This is a genomic window from Pseudomonadota bacterium (genome assembly GCA_030859565.1).
Classification (GTDB): Bacteria; Pseudomonadota; Gammaproteobacteria; order JACCXJ01; family JACCXJ01; genus USCg-Taylor.
Genome location: JALZJW010000195.1, coordinates 1 through 5,212 on the forward strand (window position 1 = coordinate 1; position 5,212 = coordinate 5,212).

Below are 5,212 nucleotides of genomic sequence, written 5' to 3' on the forward strand. Positions count from 1 at the left end.
CGCTCGGGCTAACAGCGCAAGGGGATCTGCTGCACTCGGGCCAGCACCGCTTGGAAGAGGCTCGCATAGGGATAAGCTTCTGAGAAGGCGATCCAGACATTGCGCACCGTGATGCGGATCTGGGCGCCGATCTTCAAGAGTTTCAGGCGAATGGTGTCGCATTGCGCCTGCGCCAACTCGGTCCCCCCAAGCCCCAACGCTCGCAGGGTCTCGATGAGCACATAGCCGAAGGAGGAGAAGTACAGCCGCAGTTGATTGGAGCGCAACGCCTGGGTGCTGGTGCGATCGGCGAACAGAGCGATCTGCTGTTCCTTGATGCGGTTTTCCATCTCCCCGCGGGCACAGTAGAGATCTTCGTAGAGGCCGCGGGCGTCCTGCTCCTGCCGGGAGAGTGAGGTGACGATAAAACGGGGATTCTCTCCTTTGAGCAAGTATTCGGCCTTGCCCACCACACGCCTCTCAGTAGACCAACTCTCCAAGGTTTGGTAACGGAAATCCCTGAACACCCGCGCCGGCCCGCCCGTGCTCTCATACGCGCACCGGGCCTGCACTAACTCCTCTGCAATGGCTTTCCTCAGACGGCTATTCTTCGCCAATCCCAGCACATAATCGACTCGCTGGGTCTCACACCAATGCAGGATCTCCTCGCGGCAGAAACCGCTATCCCCGCGCAGAATGATCCGCACCTCGGGCCACACCCCCCGGATCTGCCCCACGAGCCGAGCAAGCTCCTCAATACACCCCGCGGCAGGGTCCTCATCGGCTTCGCGCAAACGGGCACAGAGCAACTTATCCCCGCAGAAGAAATACAACGGCAGATAGCAATAGTGACCGTAATAACCATGGAAGAAACGTCCCTCCTGATGCCCGTGCAGCGGATCATCGGTCGCATCCACATCGATCACCACCTCCTGCGGGGGGACCCCATAGGACTCCAGAAACAACTCCACCAAGAGCTTGTCCATCGCTTCCCAGTCGGCCACAATCTTCTTGTAACGGCTCGTCTTGTCCGCCTTCTCGGAGGTCAACTCCAGCCGATTGAGCGTGCTCTTCCCCGCCAGCGCCTTGCCTCGGTCCCCCTCTCGGCGCCTCCCCGCACCGCTTGGGTCTTCCTTCTCACCGAGCACCCCCAATAACACATCGTGCCGCAGGGTGTCGTGATCGTTGAGATCCTCGTACCCGAGCGCCATCCCATACACCCGCTGTTTGATGAGCGACTCCACCGAGTGCTCGATCAACTCCGGATCCCGATGATCGATGAAACACCCCGCCAGGCGCTTCAGAATATGCGTCCGCGACTCCACCTCGCGCAACAGCAAACTACCCCCATCGGAGCTGATCCTCCCCCCATCAAATCTCCCTACCACCCGCCGAGCTCCAAGACCGTGAAATTCCACCTGCCACCCGTTACACTGTGTTTCCATAAGGCCGTCCTCGTCATTGTGCATAACATGCTGATCGAACACATATTATGCCACGAGATACGGCCTTTTTCTTGGCTATCGTGAGAAATCCGGGCTAGGGATAAGGGTGTGGTTGTGACCCCAATCATGCGTGATCTCCGCAAATAAGTGCTCTGCTGCATGGCGCGCGCTGAAAACCCCCATGGTGGAGGTGAGTCCGCCACGGCGCGTCTTGACAGGAGGGAGTGCGGTCACGGAGCGCTAACGAAGGTGTCGAAAACCCTTTTATGAGGCGGTGTTTGTAGGTACACACAGTGTAGGCATCACCGACAACTCACGCATCGAATTATATCCGCCCGAAATGCCAGATGAGTTCGATCTCGCTCCAGCATGATCACTATGTCACCACCGAATACCGTTAACGCCATCCCGGTGCGCAGCCACTGGGTGTTGACCTTGTGTTTATCGCGATCGGTCGAGCTGACGGGATTGCGCCCGTCAGCTCTCCCACACCACCGGACGTACGGTTTTCCGTATCCGGCGGTGGGACGAGTGGGCGGTCTCAATGAACCGCCACAAGGTCCGATGGTACGAGAAAGCCATAACGGCGGAGCGTGGTCCATGGGTATAGGGGACGTGGGTATAGGAGACGTGGGTATAGGGGACGCACACCTTATTTCTGCTGCTCACCCTTCTTCGGCCGCCCGCGCGGCCAGGCCCGCAACAGCTGCCCGGCGCGCCGCTCAAGACGGCGAATGAAGGCCTCTGTCCCGCACGGCAGCCCCGCTCCACATGCCGGCGCAATACCTCCAGCTGTTCCGGCCGATCCCCCTCGGCGAGCCATTTTGACCAATCCCCCACCGACTTTACCTGACTCAGCCACTCCCGGTCTTTCGTAAGTACGGGATCCTCTTTGAGACCACAGTGAGCCGCCGCACTCGACCACGCATAATTCTCGGCGTGCCGTACCATCCGCGCCCGTACGGGGTTGCGCTCCACGTAGCGGATAGCTGCCCACAGATAGGTTCATCCAACGCTGATGAGAAAAAACGCCCCTGCCACACGTGTCCCTTCCAATGCTTCGCTCGATTGATGCGTTGCGCATACCGGGTATGCAAGGGTCGGAAGACTCTTTCCAGCGACTGGTCAGCTTCCGGAACCGCCACCACGTGAATGTGGTTCGTCATCAAGCAGTAGGCCAAGACGCGGACTTTGTACTTCGCACAGTAGTCGCCCAGCCATGCCAGATAGGCTGCGCGGTCAGCCTCGTTAAAGAAGACATCCTCGCGCCGGTTGCCGCGCTGGGTGATGTGGTGGGGAACGCCAGCAAACACCGGGCGGGCAATTCTTGGCATGCCCAAAGCTTAGCACAGAATAAAAGGTGTGCGTCCCCGGTTCTGTGTTCTGGGGATTCGGAGATGACGAAGCAACCGGCCTCGTGCAATTGATGGAAAGTGCGCCGTTTGTCGGCGACGCGGGGGCGAGTCTCGGCCATGGGAGAACTCTTGCGGGGTTACGGAAGCGCTATCTTACGATAAAGCCGGCTCACTGCCTGCGCGGCACCTCACTTCAACGGCGCGCCACAGATTACGCCGCTCGGTGTCGCCGCATTCGGCGGGGGAGACCCGGCCGGCCGGTTTTGGCCATCGATATAGCAGGCCAGGTCCATCGCCTCTTGCTTGGTCAATTCACCGCCGGAACCAAGAGGCATATTGCCGTAGAGAAAAGGTGCCAGGTCGTTGGCCGAATCCATGCCGGCCTTGGCGTTGAAGGAACGGTTGCCCCATAGCGCGGGACGGAAATAGCTGTTGCTCTCGTAGCGCCCCTGCCCGTCCGCGCCGTGGCAGAACGCGCACTTTTGCAGATAGATCGACGCCCCGTTGGCGCCTATCCCCACGCCGCTGCCGATCGCCGGGAACGCATGGGCGGGCTTGGGAATGTGGTCGGGATTATTCTGTGGCTTGGATAGCCACGCCATGTAGGCGACGAGACCGTTCATCTGCGGATTGTCCGGGCAGAGACCCATGTCATTAGGCGTACAAAGGGCCTTGCCGTTGAGACTGTTTTCGAAACACTGGTTGATGCGGCCGGCAATGCCTCCCTTGTCCTTGTACTTCGGCTGCGAATACTTTTCGATCATGCCCGCCCACCACGAGGCGCGCGGATTGCGGCCGGCATCGAGATGGCAGCTCGAACAATGCAGCAAGGCGCCGGTATTTTCCGGGAGCTGATTGTAGGTATCGATAGCCACGGCCAGGCCCACGCATTTGGGATCGGTGGCATTCGTTCCTTGACAGTCGGCCGCGGACAGTCCCTTGAGCAGCGGCAGCGGGGCCAGCACCGGCCGCGCGAGACCCAGGACGAAGGTGAAGTCGGAAGAGACAAAGCCGCGGTCGGCCGGGTTCGTGCTCGCGTGGCGCTTGGTGCGCGCCATGGCGTGGCAACCCATGCAGCTCGAAGTGCCCTGGATGAAAGACTCCAGCGTGGTGTTGCCGAGCAAGGCGGGCAGCACGCTGAAAACCGTGTTGGGCCCGTCGGGCGGCGTCCAGCCCGGCAGCGGCCACTGCGTGCTGATCAATCCGTAATGCGCAAAGGGCGTGCCGACGAGCGCCGTTTGCATGGCCTGATTGAGAGCCAGCACATTGTCGCTCGCGTCGCCGTTGTTGCCGCACACCGGTCTGGCACTGGGGATGGGTATGTGGCGGCAGATTTGGCTGGGGGTACCTGCCTGCGTCTGCTGATTGACCGGCGCAGCGGAACTGTAGGAATAGTAAGTGGGTGCCTGCGAACCGGCGGGCGCAAGCTGCGCACAGGAGTCGCCGGGCACATTGTCCATCTGCTCGAAGGTGGACCAGATCCACTGCGGTGCGCTCGGCGTCTTGCTCATGACGTGAAAACCGGTGAGCCCCACGCGCTCCGATTTGCAGGTGCCGCCCGGACCGACCCGGCGTATCGCACACGCAGGCGTTTACGGTGTGAAATCGGCCCGCATCTTCCTTTGACGCCGGAGTCCATGCCGCCTTGATGATCACGCTGCCCGACGGAAACCGCACCGAGGCGAGCGTCGCCTGCTTTTTGCCGTCCCACCACTGATTGCCCGGCGCCGTGATCGCCTGATAGGCGATGCGGTTCATGCGGATTTCATAGCGCGTGAGCTTGCTGTGTTGATCGGTAAGCGTTACCGGTAGCGTGCCGTTGGCACCGGTCGGCTGGTCGATATCGTCAAGCGTGTCATCCACCTTGGATTGACGGTACAAAACGCGCTCGCCCTCCGTGCATTGCACCGGAGTCGGGCTGGGATCGTTCCGAGCGGGGGCAATGGCTTTCCGTCGGCATCGTGGCGGAACACCTCGCCGGCCTCTCGCCAGGTTTCCCACACCGTCGGCTCCGGTGCTCCCAGGCTCAGCATGGGATTGGGCACGCCGCGCTCCGTCTTGGACGCGGGCCAGTGCAGGCCGACAAAGGTCTGCCAGGAAAACAGATCGCTCGCCCGCTGCGCGAGGTATAGCTGCGGCTGTGCGAGCTGGCCTGCTACGTCAGCCGGGACCGCGCAACTCACCGTCGGTGAAGGCAACTGCACTTTGCAGACCGGCGGCAGCTCGACAGCCGGGCCGGTGCAGACCGGCGCGTTGCCGGCGATGGCGGGGACCGAGGCGATGCCAAGCGCCAGTGAACACAATGCCATCAGTGAGGCCTTCCTGCTCCCCGCCCTAGAGACTCTGCTCGACGCCTTCCCCTTCGTCATTCGCGGCTTCCACTCCGATAACGGCTCGGAGTATGTGAATAAGCTCGTGGCGAAATTGCTCGAC

At 61.2% G+C, this 5,212-nt stretch carries 4 protein-coding genes and 1 pseudogene; 1 reads left to right on the forward strand and 4 read right to left on the reverse strand.

The annotated features are described in order from the left end of the window. Positions 1-8: 8 nt before the first annotated feature. The 4 genes from M3436_18990 to M3436_19005 all read right to left on the reverse strand — a co-directional run bounded on the left by M3436_18990 (position 9) and on the right by M3436_19005 (position 5,088). Positions 9-1,424, reverse strand: a complete 1,416-nt coding sequence (locus M3436_18990; protein ID MDQ3566080.1) for an IS1380 family transposase — start codon at positions 1,422-1,424, stop codon at positions 9-11. A gap of 854 nt (positions 1,425-2,278) precedes the next feature. Continuing rightward, positions 2,279-2,758: a transposase gene (locus tag M3436_18995; GenBank protein ID MDQ3566081.1), complete on the reverse strand. Its 480-nt coding sequence runs from the start codon at positions 2,756-2,758 to the stop codon at positions 2,279-2,281. Positions 2,759-2,967: 209 nt separating this feature from the next. After that, positions 2,968-4,290 carry a c-type cytochrome gene (locus M3436_19000; protein ID MDQ3566082.1) on the reverse strand — a complete coding sequence of 441 codons (1,323 nt, stop codon included), beginning with the start codon at positions 4,288-4,290 and terminating at the stop codon, positions 2,968-2,970. A gap of 291 nt (positions 4,291-4,581) precedes the next feature. After that, on the reverse strand, positions 4,582-5,088 hold the full coding sequence (locus M3436_19005) for a hypothetical protein (GenBank protein MDQ3566083.1): 507 nt from the start codon (positions 5,086-5,088) through the stop codon (positions 4,582-4,584). Here M3436_19005 and M3436_19010 point away from each other — a divergent pair. Continuing rightward, a pseudogene (locus M3436_19010) lies at positions 5,087-5,212 on the forward strand (transposase family protein). The gene M3436_19005 and the pseudogene M3436_19010 overlap by 2 nt on opposite strands.